Genomic DNA, 16,090 nt, shown 5'->3' with positions numbered 1-16,090 from the left:
CTCATCTCAACTCTCAAATTTGACCAAATTTCATGATTTTTTTTAATTTTCTACATTCAATATTTATTTTTCTCACTTTTTCTCAAGATTATTCTATCTTTTCTGTTAAAAGTTTCTGAAGCTCTTCTATAAAGGTATTTATATCTTTAAACTGCCTGTAAACAGATGCAAAGCGTACATAGGATATCTCATCAAGCTTCTTTAGCTTTTCCATAACCATCTCGCCTATTTCCCTTGATGAGATTTCATCTCTCATGGAGTTATAAATCTCGTTTTCAATCTCATCCACTATTTTGTTCATCTGCTCAACAGATACAGGTCTTTTCTGACATGCTTTTATAATCCCGTTCAGAATCTTGCTTCTATCAAACTCTTCACGGCGATTATCTTTTTTAATAACCAAAACAGGCTGTCTTTCTACTTTTTCAAAAGTTGTAAATCGCCTCTGACACTTTAAGCACTCTCTTCTTCTTTTTATTGTCCTTCCTTCATCAGCAGGTCTTGTATCAACAACCTTGCTGTCTTCATATCCACAGTAAGGACACCTCATATTTTCATCCCCATTTCCTTATTGTAGATTACAGTACAGTTCTTACCACTGCTTTTTGCTCGATACATTGCCATATCAGCAGATTTTATTAAATCTTTAACATTCTGGGCATGAGCGGGATAAGAAGCTATTCCAAAGCTAACCGTAACTTTTGTTTGGACAAGATTGTCCTCTATGGTTTCATTCTCAATTGCTCTCCTGATTCTCTCAACAACCTTGTATGCCTCTGAACTTTCAAGATGAGTAAACACAATTATAAACTCTTCACCACCATATCTTGCTATAATATCCCCTTTTCTAATCTTTTCTTTTGCAACTTTTACAATTGTCTGGAGTACTTTATCGCCAAACAAATGTCCATATGTGTCATTAAGTTTTTTGAAATTGTCCACATCAAATAGCGCAATACTGATAGGATACCTGCCTTTAGAATTCTCAATCTCGGTTTCCAAAACTTCATACAGATAGATTCTGTTATATGCACCGGTTAGACCATCAACCATTGCCATACTTCTCATCTGTTGATATAAACTTGAGTTCTCCAATGCAATTGAAACCTGAGCGGCAATAGAAGTCAAAAACCTCAGATTATCTTCTGTAAAGATATCCTCAAATACATGCTCAAGCAATATAATCCCATATTTATCGTTTTTAGTTGACAGAGATGCATACATAATTGATTTTGTAGCTCTTCCAGCAATAAAAGGACACTCTTTGGGATTTACCCTATTTCTATATCCATTTTCGCAATTCAATGCAACATTTTTAAGCCACTGAATATTCTCCTGTTTAAAACTCTCTTTTTGATCACTTTCAGAAAGATTTGAGAATGCAACATACAGCTCTGTTTTATCCCTGTTAAAAAGTAGAATTGAACTTTTGTCAACTCCTGTTACACCAATTAACACATCGTTTACAAATTTTAATAATTCATTGGTATCCAAAATTTGAGTTATTATTTTACTAATCTCCTGAAGATTGAAAAACTCCCCAAGCGAAATATTTAATCTTTTATTTACCTCCCTGAGATAGCTTATTTCCCTCTCTAACTCCTTTATCTTTGTATCCTTTGCTTTATTTGATTCTATAAGATTATTTAATTTTTCTTCCATCTCCTGCGCACGGGCTTCAGAAACATACACAGAAGTTCTGTCAACAAGTTCGAATTTTTCAATGTTGTAAATCCAGAAAATATAAAAGAGTATGTAAAATAAATTCTTTAAAACCTCCATGCTTATATCTTTAGACAAAAAGTCAAGCAGTATAAAGAAAACATAAGAAAAAATTAAAGCCAATACTATTTGCTTAATACCTCTTATTTTAATTTTTCCAAGATAAAATAGAAATATTAGAGATACAACAAACATCAGATCAAATAATCTTTCATATCCAAAGAAAAAAACAAAATTTAGAACTTCAAAAAATTTAAGATACCTGTAAATTTCCTCGCCAAGCTCAGTATTACTATCAAAAAGCCATTGTTTGAAAAAGTTATAACATACTGAAACAAGCAAGAATATAAACGGTACAAGCCAGTCAGAAAATGAAGAGAAATTATTTGCCTTTTCAATTACAAGTCTATCAAAAACCAGGTAAATAACTATCGCACCTATCAAAAACCATGAAACTTTTATGTATTCTCTTTCGATAGCTATTTTTTGACTATTCACAAGACTTCCTCCCGCTTTTTACAATCCATTACTTTGAAGTACCAACTTGCTTCCAAAATTACTACATATTTACATTTAGCAAAAACACAACACAATTCTAAATGATATGAATCTTTCACTTAAAATTATATTACATATTGCAGTTACTGTCTATAAAAAAACACCCTTTTAAAAAGGGTGTTTTGGTCAAAAGATTTCTTAACCTGGACAATTCAACGCAAGTAAAATCTTTCTTTGAAGTTCCTGTTTACTCAAATTGATCCTTGCAATCCCCTGTTCAATTGCCTTTTCGGCAACAGCCAACGCAACTTCAAACGAAACTCTTTTGTTTAGCGCCTTTGGAATTACATAATCTTCATTTAAATCCTCCTCTGCAATTCTGGCTATTGCCTCTGCTGCTGCAACTTTCATCTCATCAGTTATTTTTCTTGCTCTCACATCAAGTGCACCTCTGAAAATGCCGGGGAAAGCCAGTACGTTGTTTACCTGATTGCTAAAATCAGACCTACCTGTACAGATAATTTTGGCACCAGCTCTTTTTGCTTTACCCGGCATAATTTCTGGTACCGGGTTTGCCATTGCCATAACAATAGCATCCTTTGCCATATTTTTCACATCTTCTTCATCAAGTACGTTTGCAACTGACAGCCCAATAAAGACATCAGCACCTTTTATTACATCATGAATAGAACCTTTTAAATGATTTTTGTTGGTTACTTTTGCTATCTGTTGCTTATATTTGTTCATATCTTCTTCTCTGCCCTCATAAATCGCACCACATTTGTCACAAATTATAATATCTTTTGCACCATATTTTATTAAAAGCTGAGCTACAGCAATTCCGGCTGCGCCTGCCCCATTGATGACTATTCTAACATCAGAAATCTTTTTATTCACAAGTTTCAAAGAGTTTATCAACGCAGCCAGAGCAACAACTGCTGTGCCATGTTGGTCATCGTGAAATACAGGAATCTCAAGCTCATCTATAAGCCTTTCTTCTATCTCAAAACAAAAAGGAGCTGCTATATCCTCTAAATTAATCCCTCCGAATGAAGGTTGAATAAGCTTTATTACCCTGACAATCTCTTCCACATCTTTTGAATTAATACAAATTGGAAAAGCATCAACCCCACCAAATTCTTTAAATAAAACTGCCTTCCCTTCCATTACGGGAAGAGAAGCATGAGCACCTATGTCACCCAAACCCAAAACAGCAGTACCATTTGTAACAACAGCAACCCAGTTAGATTTTGCCGTATATTCATAAACAAGTTCTTCATTTTTTGCTATTTCTTTACATGGTTCTGCAACGCCCGGAGTATAATAGATGCTCAAATCTTTTGCATCATTTATAGGCACCTTACTTTTCAGGGCTATTTTCCCCCTGTGTTCTCTGTGAAGCTTTAGAGCTAAACTACCAATTTCCATCTTAATTTTGCTCCTCTCATTTTCATGTAATCCTAAAGAATACTAACCATTGCTTTCTTTTCTCAGTTTCTCTATATATTCCTTTATATATTTTTCCTTTCCTATTTCAGTGGGACAGTAATATATTCTCCCAGCAAGCTCATCTGGCAAGTATTGCTGTTTTACCCAGTGATTTCTATAGTCATGTGGATAAAGGTACCCACTTCCATGTCCAATCCTCTGTTCACCATGCAAAGCCATCCTGAGATGCATAGGTATACTCTTGATAGGAACATTTTTAGCATCTTCAAGCGCCTTTTCAATCGCCAAATACGCCGAATTACTTTTTGGAGCACATGCAAGATATATGGTAGCCTCGGACAAAATTATGCGCGCCTCTGGCATACCAATAAATTCGCAAGCCCATGCAGCAGCTGTTGCTACATTCAGTGCCATGGGATCTGCCAGACCAATGTCCTCTGCTGCCAAGATAATAAGTCTTCTTGCAATAAACTTAATATCTTCGCCACCTTCAAGCATTTTTGCAAGGTAGAATAAAGCCGCATCAGGGTCAGACCCTCTGACGCTCTTAATAAACGCCGAAATTGTATCATAATGCATATCCCCTGCTGCATCGTATACGCTCACTTTTCTGTTTGAAAGATTGCTGACTATTTCCTTCGTAATTACAATGCTCCCATCATGCTGGGGTTTTACTGAATAAACACAGGCTTCCAAAATATTAAGAGCAACCCTTGCATCTCCGTTTGAAAGTCTTGCGATAAACTTTCTGGTTTCTTCATCTATTTCAATTTTCATCTCTCCAAGACCATTTTCTTTATCAGTGATTGCCCTGTCAATTATTTTAATAATATCCTCCTCTTTTAAAGGGTAAAGCTCAAACACAAGCGACCTTGAAACCAATGCTTTATTTACTTCATAAAACGGATTTTCGGTGGTTGCACCAATCAAAACTATTGTTCCTTCCTCCACAGACGGCAAAAGCGCATCCTGTTGAAGCTTGTTAAACCTGTGGATCTCATCAATAAACAGGATTGTCTTTTTACCACCCTGTGAAAATTCAAACTTTGCCTCATCTATAATCTTTTTTATATCGTTTATCCCGGCGATAGTAGCGTTTATTGACCTAAAAATCTTATCTGTAACATTAGCAATAACGTGTGCAATTGTTGTCTTTCCTGTGCCCGGTGGTCCATACAAAATTATAGAAGTAATCTTGTCACTCTTTATGAGATTATAAAGAGGTTTATCTTTGCCCAAAATGTGGTCTTGTCCAACAATATCTTCAAGTCGCTTGGGTCTCAGTTTATATGCCAGAGGAGATTCTTTTTTTAATCTTTTATCTCCTAAATATTGAAAAAAGTCCATCTCAAAACTCACCAGAACTTTATTATTCATTAAACTCACTGTAAAGCGGATACTTTTCGCACAGTACCTTAACTCTATGCAGTATATTTTCATCTGAGTCGGAATTTGTCAGAGCATCATGAATAATATCAGCAACTTCTATCATGTCTTCTTCTTTAAACCCTCGAGTTGTCACAGCCGGAGTGCCAAGTCTTATACCACTTGTCACCATCGGGCTTTGAGTGTCAAAAGGAATCGCATTTTTATTGCATGTTATATTCAAACTATCAAGTCTTTTTTCTGCATCTTTGCCAGTAATACCTTTATTTCGCAAATCAACAAGCATTAAATGATTGTCGGTGCCACCGCTGACAAGTCGAAATCCTCTTTCAATGAGTCTTGAACTGAGCGCTCTGGCATTCTTTAGAATCTGAACCTGATAGTTTTTAAACTCATCTGTCATCGCTTCTTTGAAAGCAACAGCTTTTGCTGCAATCACATGTTCCAAAGGCCCACCCTGAATGCCAGGAAATATGGATTTGTCAATCAGTTTTGCATATTTTTCCTTGCAGAGGATTAGTCCTCCTCGAGGACCTCTGAGAGTTTTATGAGTTGTTGTAGTAACAAAGTCAGCATATTCAACAGGCGACGGATGAAGTCCCACAGCAACCAAACCTGCAATATGCGCCATGTCAACCATTAAATAAGCTCCAACTTCATCAGCTATTTCTCTAAACTTTTTGAAATCAATAATTCTTGGATATGCAGAAGCACCTGCCAAAATCAGTTTTGGTCTGTGTTGTTTTGCCAGCTTCAATACTTCATCATAATTTATTGTCTCTGTTTCAGGGTCAACACCGTAGGAAACAATATTATATAGTTTACCGGAAAAGTTAACAGGACTTCCATGTGTAAGATGTCCTCCATGTGAAAGATTCATGCCGAGTATGGTATCTCCAGGATTTAATACCGCAAAATATACTGCCATATTTGCCTGAGCTCCAGAATGTGGCTGCACATTTGCATGCTCTGCTCCAAACAATTTCTTTGCCCTTTCTATTGCAATAGACTCAACAACGTCAATGTATTCACAGCCACCATAATATCTTTTGTTGGGATAACCTTCTGCATATTTATTTGTCAAAGGTGAACCCATAGCTGCCATAACAGCAACTGAAACAAAATTCTCAGAGGCAATGAGCTCAATCTTACTTTGCTGCCTTTTCAGCTCATTTTTAATTGCCTCAGCTATTTCAGGATCAGTATCCTTAACTAAATTATAGAAATACATTTACATCTCCCTTTCCGAATATTTTTTTATTTTTCATATATAACGTTCGCAATTTATGATTATACACCAATTTTGCTTTTTTGTATATTATATTTTAGCTTTGATTCTAAAGTCAATCACCTCAAATTAGCGAAAGTCCATTTTAAATTTTGAATTTGTTCACAATCAAGCTAAGGTTGCTATATAATCATATTATAAACCTTTGAAAACCAAATAGAAAGGAAGATTTAAATCCAGGATGATGACTTCAAAAGAGCTCATTGAAGTTGCACTTTTGGCCGGTGAGATAATGCTCAAAAACGGAGCAGAAACTTACAGAGTTGAGGATACGATGGTAAGAATCTGTTCAAAGGGTAATCTGAAGTTCAACGAAAGTTTTGTCATCCCAACTGGAATAGTAGCTACAATTGTAGATGAGAATGACAACCTGTTGACAATTTCCAAGAGAATAAAAAGAAGAACAATTGATTTAAACAAGATATCTCTTGTTAACCAGTTTTCAAGAGACTTTGAGAAGTATAACTTCACCTATGAGAAAGCTATAAAAACCTTAAATGATATACAAAACAAAAAAGGATACAGTAGCCGCCTGACACCATTTGCAGCAGCTTTAGTATGCTGCTTTTCTTCAATCCTTTTTGGTGGAAATATTCTCGATGCGATATCTGCTTTTTTTGTCGGTCTGTTTACTCAAACAATACTCAACATCCTAAATTCAAAAAATCTTTCTTATTTTATCTCTTATATCATAGGTGGTTTTGCAACTGCTACCATGGCCTTGATAACTGTAAGTTATCTTCATATTGGAATCAACCTGGATAAGATAATCATCGGTTCTGTTATGATCATGACCCCCGGCGTTGCAATAACAAATGCAATAAGAGATACAATCGCAGGTGATCTTCTATCCGGTGTTGCAAGAGCTGTTGAGGCATTTTTAATAGCCATTTTCATTGCAACCGGCGCAGGAATTGCTCTGAGCATTTTAAAGTAAAAAGGGGGAAAAACAGTGGAACAAAGCATATGTTTTCAACTTTTTTCAGCATTCTTTGTGAGTTTTTCATTTGCAATCCTAACAAATTCACCCAAAAAAACGCTGTTTTACTGTGGTATTAGCGGTATGCTTGGCTGGCTTGTTAACATAACACTTTTACGGTCAAATTTTTCTCCTATTATAGGAGTGTTTTTTGCTGCACTGACGGTTAATATACTGTCAGAAATCTTTGCAAGACTTCTTAAAAACCCTGTCCCAATCTTTCTTATACCCGGTATAATACCTCTTGTGCCAGGTGCGGGAATGTACAATACAATGATTGCACTTATAAAAAATCACTTTGACATTGCAATAAAAATGGGTATTCAAACACTCTTGATTGCCGGAAGTATTGCAATAGCCTTGATGCTTGTTACATCTTTTAACTGGATTTTCAGAGTGTTTCAAAAAGAAAAGCCTATTAAGTAAAAAATAAAAGAAAGCATAAGCCATTTTTATGGTTTATGCTTTCTTTGTTATTTTGCTCTACGAGAGTATGTTGCATCTAAAGCTTCTTTTCGAGAAAGCGAAATTCTTCCAAGTTTGTCAACTCCGATTACCTTTACCAGCACCAAATCTCCTACTTTGACAACCTCATCCACTGATTTTAATCTCTTATTGTCAAGCTGGGAAATGTGCACAAGTCCTTCTTTACCAGGATATATTTCAACAAAAGCCCCATAAGAAGCCGTTCGCGTAACTTTCCCCAGGAAGAACTGTCCTACCTCAATCTCACGACCAATACCTTCAATCATACTAATTGCCCTGTTGCCAGAAATATCATCAGGCGCAGCTACAAATATTCTACCATCCGGTTCTATATCAATCTTTACATTTGTCTCTGCAATGATTTTATTGATCATCTTACCACCAGGACCTATTATGTCGCGGATCTTTTCAGGATCAACTGTAGTTTTGAATATCTTTGGCGCATACGGTGAAAGCTCACTTCTGGGCTTGTCAATTACTGTTTGCATAAAATCTAAAATTCTCAACCTTGCTTCTTTTGCCTGATACAGTGCTTTTTCAATTATCTCCCGTGTAAGACCGTGAATCTTTATATCAAGCTGAATAGCAGTGATACCCTCTCTTGTTCCAGCTACTTTAAAGTCCATATCACCAAAGAAATCCTCTATACCCTGTATATCAGTAAGTGTTATAAAACTACCATCCTCTTTTGTAATAAGCCCGATCGAAATACCTGCAACAGGCGCTTTTATTGGAACCCCTGCATCCATCAATGCAAGAGTACTTCCACAAACGCTTGCCTGAGATGTTGAACCGTTTGAAGTCAAGACTTCTGACACAAGCCGTATAGTGTATGGGAATTCGTCCTCAGATGGTATAACAGGCTCAAGTGCTCTTTCTGCCAAAGCACCATGTCCTATCTCCCTTCTGCCAGGTCCCCTTACCGGTTTTGACTCACCTGTTGAGTATGGAGGAAAGTTGTAGTGGTGCATGTACCTCTTTGCTTCTTCCTCTTCAAGACCATCTAAAAACTGCATTTCACTCTTTGTTCCGAGTGTTGCCACTGTAAGAACCTGGGTATATCCTCTTTTGAAAATGGCTGATCCATGAGTTCTTGGCAAAATTCCCACTTCAGCATACAGAGGTCTGATTTCGTCAAACTTCCTCCCATCAGGTCTTTTTCCCTCTTCAGCAATCATCTTCCTGACAATTTCTTTTTCCAAGCTGTAAAGAGCATCGTCCACCAAAAGAAGTGTATCTTCTGTTTCACCCTCAAACGCCTTGAACACTTCTTCTTTTAGTTCATCCAGCTTTTTATCCCTCTCTATCTTATCAGGTATCTGAACATACTGATATACTTTTTCATATGCAAGCTCTCTCACTTTTTGTTTTATTTCTTCAGGAACAATTCTTTTCTCATATTGCATCTTGGGTTTCCCAACTTCTCTTACTATTCCTTCTATAAACTCAACAATCTTTTTGATCTCCTCCTGAGCAGTCATTATAGCTTCAAGCATAATGTCTTCTGGAATCTCATGAGCACCCGCTTCAATCATCATCACTCTATCTTTTGTACCAGAGACAACCAAATGCAGCTTGCTGACTTCTCTTTCTTTTGCTGTGGGATTGATTACAATCTTTCCATCAACATATCCAACAAGTACTGAGCCGGTTGGTCCTTCAAATGGGATATCGGATATTGACAGAGCAACTGATGAACCAAGCATAGCCAGAACATCGGGTGGATTGTCAGGATCAACAGATAAAACTGTGGCAATTACAGACACATCATGGTAAAAGTCTTTGGGAAAGAGAGGACGTATTGGTCTGTCAATCAACCTTGCAGACAAAATCGCCTTTTCAGAAGGTTTACCTTCTCTTTTGATAAAACCGCCCGGGATCTTCCCAACAGAATAAAGTCTCTCCTCATAGTCAACTGTTAAAGGAAAAAAGTTTATACCTTCTCTTGGCTTTTCTGAAGCACAGGCAGTTACTAAAACAGCTGTATCACCGTACCTTGCCAAAACTGCACCGTTTGCCAGAAGTGCATACTTACCAATCTCAAAACTAAGTTCTCTCCCTGCAAGTTCCATCCTGTAGATTTTACTTTCCAAACCTAACCACCTCTTTCTAAAATAATGGAGCGGCTATACCGCTCCAATTTTTGTGATTTTACTTTCTCAATCCCAATTTTTCAATCAGCTCACGATATCTGTTGATGTCATACTCTTTAAGATAATTGAGCAGCTTTCTTCTTTGACCTACCATCTTCAAAAGCCCTCTTCTGGAATGAAAATCTTTTTTATGAATCTGCAGGTGCTCATTTAGCCTATTAATTCTCTCTGTCAAAAGAGCTATTTGCACCTCTGGAGAACCTGTATCATATTCGTGAAGCTGGTACTTTTGGATTATCTCCTGCTTCTGCTCTTTTGTAAGCATTCCTTTCACACCTCCCTTTCTTTTATAAATGCCTGAATCTTTGTTAAAGGCTGGGAGCATCCTCTAACAAGGACTCAGGTTAACACATAGCATATTGTAACAAAAATCTTCTTTAATGTCTATATACAGTTGCTCTACAAAGCATATCTTTTACATATGCTATATCTTTCTCAATCTGATTTTTAAGATCCTGCAAGCTTTCAAATTTTTTTTCATCACGTATAAAATCAATAAACTCCAATTTAATCTTTTTACCGTATACCTTTTCTTCAAAATCCAAAACATGTGTTTCTATTTTTATACTATTTGTCTTTGATACAGTAGGATTTACCCCCACATTTGTAATGGATATATACCTTCTGCTGTCAATGATGGTATTTGTAACGTAAACCCCTCTTTTGGGTATGATCTTGTCTTTATCAAATCGTATATTGAGGGTAGGAAATCCCAATTTTCTACCAATTCTGTTTCCTTTTTTAACAATTCCATTTATAAAAAAATTGTAGCCCAGCATAGAGTTTGCAAGTTGAATATTCCCATCCATTATCAAATTTCGAATAAGAGTACTTGATACAACCTGATGATTGTAGGTAACAGGATCAATTACTATGCACTGTCTGCCATAATCCTTCAGTCTTCTACAGAGATACTCGCTATTTCCCTCTGCTTTGTAACCAAATGTGAAATCATAGCCCACAACAACTAAACCCGCATTTAGTTTTTCAATCAAAATCTCTCTGATAAATCTGTCTTTGTCCATCTGCATAAACTCATCTGTGAATTCAATAAAATAAACATCTTCTATTCCATATTTTTCAAAAAATTCTAATCTTTCACTATTTGTGAGAATATATTTGACATCCAAACCCAAAAGTCTGTCAGGATGATTTTTGAATGTAAAAGCCACTTTTTTCTGCTGACCGGCATTTAAAGCCAAAACTTCAAATATTTTTTTGTGCCCTAAATGAAAACCATCAAAAAAACCCAGCGCAACTACCGGTATATCATTTCTTTTGCGAATTCTATTGTAAATATTCATCTATCATTTTCCACCTTCAGTAAATATTTAAATTTATCATCCTCTCTGTGATAAACAATTAAGATGCTGTCAAGTCGTATTTTGTAAAATTCTCCAAAACTTTCATCAACCTGTCTTATTTCTCTTATATCCTTAAATGTAAGTGGATTGCCGTTGAGCACCTTTTTAAAAGCCCGGTCACTTACAAGCATCTCATTTAAAATTAAATTTTCCAAAGAAACTATCGCTTCTTTTGAAATAATATCCAGCGAAAATGAGTCTTTTACATCGAATCTGCCACTTTTAACTCGTCTTAGCATGGTCAAAGTAGCAATGGTGCCAAGCCTTCTTGCTATTTCATCAGCCAGGCTTCTAATATATGTGCCATGGCTACATTCAACCCTGAAGGTTAGATAGGGATAGCAATAGTTTAATATCTCTATATTATATATGATACTCTTCATCTTTGGAATTTCAATATCAATTTCTTCTCTGGCATACTCATATAGCTTTCTACCTTTTACCTTCTTTGCAGAAAACAAAGGAACAAAAAGCTCAATTTCCCCTTTTAGACTTTTCAACACATCTTCAACTTCGTCTGTTTTTATAAAGATGTTGTTTTTCATCAATAATTTACCGGTTATGTCAAGTGTATTTGTTTTAATTCCAAATTGCATTGTAGCTATATATGTTTTTTTCTCTTTTATAAAAAAAGAAGAAAGTTTTGTTGCCTCTCCTATCAAAAGTACCAGAAGTCCTGTTGCAAATGGGTCAAGTGTACCGGCATGTCCAGCTTTTGTTTTGAAAAGTTTTCTGACATACTCAACAATATCATGCGAAGTAAGACCAACCGGTTTGTCAACTAAAAGCACTCCGTTCATTTCACATCACTTTTAAGTCTTTGCAGTAGTCTTTTCTTGATCTGGCTTATATCACTATTGTTCATGCTAAAACCGGCTGCCCTGGGATGACCCCCTCCTCCAAACTCTCTGGAAATTGTTGCAACATCCACATAGTACTTTGACCTAAGACTTACCTTTGTTCTATCATCCTCTTCAATAAACAGGGCAGCCACTTCAACGCCTTCAATGTTCTTTGCAAAATTTATAATATTTTCTGTTTCATCCCGTGAAGCATTGTTTTTTTCAAGCATCTGCCTTGTAATTGTCAGAAAAGCTATTTTACCGTCTTCAAAAAGTTCTAAAGTCTGGAGAGCATCTTTCAAAAGATTAAATTTAGAAAGACTCATCTCTTCAAATACCCTGTTGATAATGTATACAAAGTCAATCCCCATATTTATCAGGTCACCTGCAATCTGGTGGGTTATAGATGTAGTGTTTGAATATCTAAATCCACCTGTATCGGTAAAAATACTTGTATAAAGACAGGTTGCTATGTCTTTATCACTATCAATACCCATAAGCTTTACCAGCTGGTATATTATCTCACCGGTTGCTGCAGCCGATGAGTTTATATAATAGTAATCTCCTATTCCTTCACTTGTTATATGATGATCAATATTAATAAGCTTTTTATAACAGTTTTGAATATTCTTAATGCCTGTTCTTTCAAGCTCCCCAGTGTCAAGGAGAACCAAAACATCAAACATCTCTTCCAATTTTTCTTTTATCTCAATTTTATCTACAGCAGGCAAAAATGAAAGATTTTTGGGGATATTATTTTTCAAAAACATCCTTACACTTTTCCCTTTTTTGGTCAGTGCAAGGTAAAGCGCAAGCATAGAACCTATACAATCTCCGTCAGGATTTTCATGTGATACAATTGCAATTCCATCTGAATTCAAAAGACAGTTTACAATCTTGCTCTCTATCAATTTTCCTGTTCACCTTCACTTTCATTTTCAGGTATTTTTTCTTCATCCTTTGAGATGTTTAATTGGTTTAGAATCTGTGATATTCTTGCACCATATTCTATCGAATCATCCAGCTCAAATGATATCTCCGGTGAAAACCTCAGTTTTATCCTCTGAGAAATCTCTCTTCTTATATAAGGCTTTGCATTTTCCAGAACCTTCATAGTGTTTTTAATTTTTTCCTGGTCTTTGTCAAAGATACTTACAAAGACCTTCGCATGCCTCAAATCTTTGCTCACATTCACCTTTACAATGCTTATAAGCTCTGCACAAATGCGCGGATCCTTTAAATCGTGCTGAATTATATCACTTATCTCCTTTTTTATTTCTTCGGCAACTCTATCAGCTCTTTCAAATTGCATATTCTAATTTCACCTCTTTAATTTTTAGCTTTCCACCTTTTGCATTTCATATGCTTCAACAATATCTCCTTCTTTTATATCGTTGAACTTTTCAAAGGTCATACCACATTCATAACCGGCTGCAACCTCTCTTACATCATCTTTAAATCTTTTAAGCGAAGCAAGTTTACCTTCATAAACAACCACACCATCTCTGATGATTCGTGCATTGGAAGTCCTTGTTATTTTGCCATCCAAAACATAACAGCCAGCAATAGTTCCAACAGATGATGATTTGAATATCTGTCTTACCTCAGCATGACCAATCACTACTTCTTTATATACAGGTTCCAAAAGACCTTTCATTGCTGCTTCTATGTCATTTATAACATCATATATGATTCTATACATCCTGATGTCAACCTTTTCTTTTTCAGCCAAAGACATAGCACCCACTTCTGGTCTTACATTGAATCCAATAATTATTGCATCTGAGGCAGAAGCCAGTGTAACGTCTGATTCTGTAATCGCTCCAACAGCAGCATGAATAACCTTTACTGTCACCTGTTCATTTGAAAGTTTTTCAATAGCAGATTTTAATGCTTCTACCGAACCCTGAACATCTGCTTTTATTATAACTCTGAGCTCTTTTAGCTGCCCTTTCTGAATCCTCTCAAATAGCTCCTCAAGCGAAACCCTTGACTGCTGCATCTTCTCCTCTTTAAGTTTGTCCTGGCGGATTTGAGCAACCATTTTTGCTGTTTTTTCATCTTTCACACAAACCAGTTCATCACCCGCAGTTGGAACATCTTCAAGCCCTAAAATTTCAACAGGCATAGAAGGACCGGCCTCTTTGATTCTCTGTCCTTTGTCATCAATCATTGCTCTGACCTTTCCCCATGTATTACCAACAACAACATAATCTCCTACTCTGAGTGTACCCTTTTGAACCAAAACTGTAGCAACAGGTCCTCGTCCTTTATCAAGCTTGGCTTCTATTACTCTACCGCGTGCAGGTCTGTTTGGATTTGCTTTGAGTTCAAGCAAATCTGCAACAAGCAGAATCATTTCCAGCAAATGGTCTATACCTATTTTCTTTTTAGCAGAGACATTTACAAATACAGTATCTCCACCCCATTCCTCCGGTATAAGACCGTATTCAGAAAGTTGTTGTTTTACTCTCTCTGGATTTGCTTCCGGTTTGTCAATCTTGTTTATAGCAACTATAATTGTCACGTTTGCTGCTTTTGCGTGATTTATTGCTTCAACTGTCTGCGGCATAACACCATCATCTGCTGCAACAACCAGCACTGCAATATCAGTCACCTGTGCACCACGAGCCCTCATAGCAGTAAAAGCTTCATGCCCGGGTGTGTCCAAAAAAGTAATTTTTCTGCCGTTTACTTCCACAACAGATGCACCAATATGTTGCGTGATACCCCCTGCCTCTTTTTCTGTCACATTTGTCTTTCGTATAGCATCAAGAAGTGATGTTTTCCCATGGTCAACATGTCCCATTACAACTACAACGGGTGGTTGCGGTTGCAGTGATTCTGGTGGATCTTCCTGGTCCTCCAAAAGTATCTCCTCTTCACTCTTTATTATCTCTTTTTCAACCTTAAACCCGTAATCCTCTGCAATCAAGGCTGCAACATCATAATCTATCTCCTGATTGATATTTGCCATAATCCCAAGCATTATCAGTTTTTTAATAATCTCAGCAGCAGGCCTACTTATAAGGTTTGCAAACTCACCAACGGTTATCTTTTCCGGAATTTTTACAATCTCCTCTTTCTTTTCTTCTTGCACAGTCTTGGTCTGGAGTCTCAGTACTTCTTTTTGTTCTTTTGACTTCTTCTTGGGTTTTTCTTTTCTACCACGTCTTACGTGCTTTTCCTGTAAAAATTCTTCTTCCAGTAAAGTGTCTTCTACTTCTTTATCAACTTTCTCAAGCTCTTCTCTATTAACCGGAGCCTCTTCGTGTATAAGCTCTTCAACATGAAATAGCTGTTTTTTGTGCTTTACAGCCTTTTCAGATTTTTGCTTAACAGCAGTTTTATCCTGATACTTTTTCTCTATCTTCTGTTCTTTTGAAATCTCATATTTGGGTTTCACAACCTGTTTCTTTTCTGGCTCCTGCATAAGCGCTTCAATCACCTTTTGATCATCAACAGTAGCTTTTTTCTCCTTTTTTTCAATACCTGCAGCACTTTCTCTTTGGACTATATTTGCCTGAGTCCTTTCTCTTCTATTTCTATCAAATTTCTGTCTGCCCTCTTGCTGAGATTTCTGGGCAGTCCTTGGTTCAGTTTTTCTATCATGAGGATAAGGCATTCTTTCACCTTGTCGCTGACTCTTTTTATGTTCCTGAGCTCTTTGTTCCTTTTCTGGTATGCTGGTTTCTTTATGAACTGATACTCTTTCTCTTTTTCTTTTTTCGACCTGTTCTTTATCTTTTTCTTGCAATATATATTCTAAAACCAGATTGATATCATTTTCCTCCAGAGCACTCATATGATTTTTATGTTCAATGTTTAACCTGTTAAGTATCTCCATTAAATCTTTGTTTTGAATTTCTAAAAGCTTTGCAAATTCATATATCCTGAGCTTATTCGTCATTCTGACACCTCCG

Annotated in this window: 14 protein-coding genes; 2 read left to right on the top strand and 12 right to left on the bottom strand. The window is 36.5% G+C overall.

Features of this window, described 5'->3' with window-relative positions; translation table 11 throughout:
• Positions 1–88: 88 nt before the first annotated feature.
• The 5 genes from nrdR to OTK00_RS05210 all read right to left on the bottom strand — a co-directional run bounded on the left by nrdR (position 89) and on the right by OTK00_RS05210 (position 6,286).
• Positions 89–550, bottom strand: a complete 462-nt coding sequence (gene nrdR, locus OTK00_RS05230; protein ID WP_045169346.1) for a transcriptional regulator NrdR — start codon at positions 548–550, stop codon at positions 89–91.
• Positions 547–2,220, bottom strand: coding sequence for a sensor domain-containing diguanylate cyclase (locus OTK00_RS05225; RefSeq protein WP_045169345.1), 1,674 nt, complete (start codon positions 2,218–2,220; stop codon positions 547–549). The genes nrdR and OTK00_RS05225 overlap by 4 nt, the downstream gene beginning before the upstream one ends.
• Before the next feature lie 198 nt (positions 2,221–2,418).
• Positions 2,419–3,648, bottom strand: a complete 1,230-nt coding sequence (locus tag OTK00_RS05220; RefSeq protein WP_045169344.1) for an NAD(P)-dependent malic enzyme — start codon at positions 3,646–3,648, stop codon at positions 2,419–2,421.
• 42 nt (positions 3,649–3,690) lie between these two features.
• A complete protein-coding gene (locus OTK00_RS05215; protein WP_045169343.1) occupies positions 3,691–5,016 on the bottom strand; it encodes a replication-associated recombination protein A in 1,326 nt (441 codons plus the stop codon).
• Between the two features lie 22 nt (positions 5,017–5,038).
• Positions 5,039–6,286 carry a serine hydroxymethyltransferase gene (locus OTK00_RS05210; RefSeq protein WP_045169342.1) on the bottom strand — a complete coding sequence of 416 codons (1,248 nt, stop codon included), beginning with the start codon at positions 6,284–6,286 and terminating at the stop codon, positions 5,039–5,041.
• 238 nt (positions 6,287–6,524) lie between these two features.
• Here OTK00_RS05210 and OTK00_RS05205 point away from each other — a divergent pair, with 238 nt between their 5' ends.
• Both OTK00_RS05205 and OTK00_RS05200 read left to right on the top strand, forming a co-directional pair.
• Positions 6,525–7,280 (top strand): threonine/serine exporter family protein, encoded by a 756-nt coding sequence (locus OTK00_RS05205; RefSeq protein WP_052670877.1) that lies wholly within the window; start codon positions 6,525–6,527, stop codon positions 7,278–7,280.
• 15 nt (positions 7,281–7,295) lie between these two features.
• The gene (locus OTK00_RS05200; protein ID WP_045169341.1) at positions 7,296–7,748 is read left to right on the top strand and encodes a threonine/serine exporter family protein; all 453 of its coding nucleotides are present in this window, start codon (positions 7,296–7,298) and stop codon (positions 7,746–7,748) included.
• A 47-nt stretch (positions 7,749–7,795) separates the two neighbouring features.
• On the opposite strand, the gene OTK00_RS05195 is transcribed toward OTK00_RS05200, so the two are convergent.
• The 7 genes from OTK00_RS05195 to infB all read right to left on the bottom strand — a co-directional run bounded on the left by OTK00_RS05195 (position 7,796) and on the right by infB (position 16,077).
• Complete coding sequence (locus OTK00_RS05195; RefSeq protein WP_045169339.1) at positions 7,796–9,901, bottom strand: polyribonucleotide nucleotidyltransferase; 2,106 nt, start codon at positions 9,899–9,901, stop codon at positions 7,796–7,798.
• Positions 9,902–9,959: 58 nt separating this feature from the next.
• Entirely contained in the window at positions 9,960–10,226 is a 267-nt protein-coding gene (gene rpsO / locus OTK00_RS05190) for a 30S ribosomal protein S15 (protein ID WP_045170152.1), read from the bottom strand.
• A 112-nt stretch (positions 10,227–10,338) separates the two neighbouring features.
• Entirely contained in the window at positions 10,339–11,265 is a 927-nt protein-coding gene (locus tag OTK00_RS05185) for a bifunctional riboflavin kinase/FAD synthetase (protein ID WP_045169338.1), read from the bottom strand.
• Positions 11,262–12,125: a tRNA pseudouridine(55) synthase TruB gene (gene truB / locus OTK00_RS05180; RefSeq protein ID WP_045169337.1), complete on the bottom strand. Its 864-nt coding sequence runs from the start codon at positions 12,123–12,125 to the stop codon at positions 11,262–11,264. Before truB ends, OTK00_RS05185 begins: the two co-directional genes overlap by 4 nt.
• Positions 12,122–13,078 (bottom strand): DHH family phosphoesterase, encoded by a 957-nt coding sequence (locus OTK00_RS05175; protein WP_045169336.1) that lies wholly within the window; start codon positions 13,076–13,078, stop codon positions 12,122–12,124. The genes truB and OTK00_RS05175 overlap by 4 nt, the downstream gene beginning before the upstream one ends.
• Positions 13,075–13,479 (bottom strand): 30S ribosome-binding factor RbfA, encoded by a 405-nt coding sequence (gene rbfA / locus OTK00_RS05170; protein ID WP_045169335.1) that lies wholly within the window; start codon positions 13,477–13,479, stop codon positions 13,075–13,077. Before rbfA ends, OTK00_RS05175 begins: the two co-directional genes overlap by 4 nt.
• A 24-nt stretch (positions 13,480–13,503) precedes the next feature.
• Positions 13,504–16,077, bottom strand: a complete 2,574-nt coding sequence (infB, locus tag OTK00_RS05165; protein ID WP_045169334.1) for a translation initiation factor IF-2 — start codon at positions 16,075–16,077, stop codon at positions 13,504–13,506.
• Positions 16,078–16,090 lie beyond the last annotated feature (13 nt).

Origin of the sequence: Caldicellulosiruptor morganii, from assembly GCF_026810225.1 — a bacterium.
Classification (GTDB): Bacteria; Bacillota; Thermoanaerobacteria; order Caldicellulosiruptorales; family Caldicellulosiruptoraceae; genus Caldicellulosiruptor; species Caldicellulosiruptor morganii.
The sequence above is the reverse complement of the archived record's forward strand: the minus strand, read 5'-3'. Positions and strand labels throughout refer to the sequence as shown.

Excerpts from the sequence above, each read along its gene's own strand:
- rpsO (WP_045170152.1), bottom strand. The coding sequence starts at position 10,226 with ATGCTTACAAAAGAGCAGAAGCAGGAGATAATCCAAAAGTACCAGCTT.
- OTK00_RS05215 (WP_045169343.1), bottom strand. The coding sequence starts at position 5,016 with ATGGACTTTTTTCAATATTTAGGAGATAAAAGATTAAAAAAAGAATCT.
- rbfA (WP_045169335.1), bottom strand. The coding sequence starts at position 13,479 with ATGCAATTTGAAAGAGCTGATAGAGTTGCCGAAGAAATAAAAAAGGAG.
- OTK00_RS05205 (WP_052670877.1), top strand. The coding sequence starts at position 6,525 with ATGATGACTTCAAAAGAGCTCATTGAAGTTGCACTTTTGGCCGGTGAG.
- OTK00_RS05185 (WP_045169338.1), bottom strand. The coding sequence starts at position 11,265 with ATGAATATTTACAATAGAATTCGCAAAAGAAATGATATACCGGTAGTT.
- nrdR (WP_045169346.1), bottom strand. The coding sequence starts at position 550 with ATGAGGTGTCCTTACTGTGGATATGAAGACAGCAAGGTTGTTGATACA.
- OTK00_RS05210 (WP_045169342.1), bottom strand. The coding sequence starts at position 6,286 with ATGTATTTCTATAATTTAGTTAAGGATACTGATCCTGAAATAGCTGAG.
- truB (WP_045169337.1), bottom strand. The coding sequence starts at position 12,125 with ATGAACGGAGTGCTTTTAGTTGACAAACCGGTTGGTCTTACTTCGCAT.
- infB (WP_045169334.1), bottom strand. The coding sequence starts at position 16,077 with ATGACGAATAAGCTCAGGATATATGAATTTGCAAAGCTTTTAGAAATT.
- OTK00_RS05220 (WP_045169344.1), bottom strand. The coding sequence starts at position 3,648 with ATGGAAATTGGTAGTTTAGCTCTAAAGCTTCACAGAGAACACAGGGGG.